The organism is Alkalibacterium sp. m-11 (genome assembly GCF_054658155.1).
This window is the reverse complement of the sequence record NZ_BAAGIR010000652.1, coordinates 1-247: the sequence shown is the minus strand read 5'-3', so window position 1 is coordinate 247 and position 247 is coordinate 1. Positions and strand designations below refer to the sequence as shown.

The following is a 247-nucleotide window of genomic DNA, read 5'->3' as shown; positions in this document are numbered from 1 at the left end:
CGTCTGTAATCTTTTTGGATAGTTTGTGCAAGAAATCTTTGCGCTGATTGGCAATCTTCTCGTGCTTTTTGGCCACTTGAATGCGTGCTTTATTGCGGTTCTTACCGCCTTTTTGTTTGAGGGATAATGACCGTTGCGCCTTCTTCAGCTTCTTTTCGGACTTGTACAGCGGTTTTGGATTTTTGTGCTTCTCAGTTTCCCCTAAATCATTGGTGGTGATCGCAAAATCAGAAATACCCAAATCAAT

At 42.1% G+C, this 247-nt stretch carries 1 protein-coding gene; it reads right to left on the bottom strand.

The features are described from left to right. Nucleotides 1-247, bottom strand: a 247-nt coding sequence (locus tag ACYQ2O_RS13795; RefSeq protein ID WP_459796883.1) for a transposase, incomplete at both ends; no start/stop codon positions are given.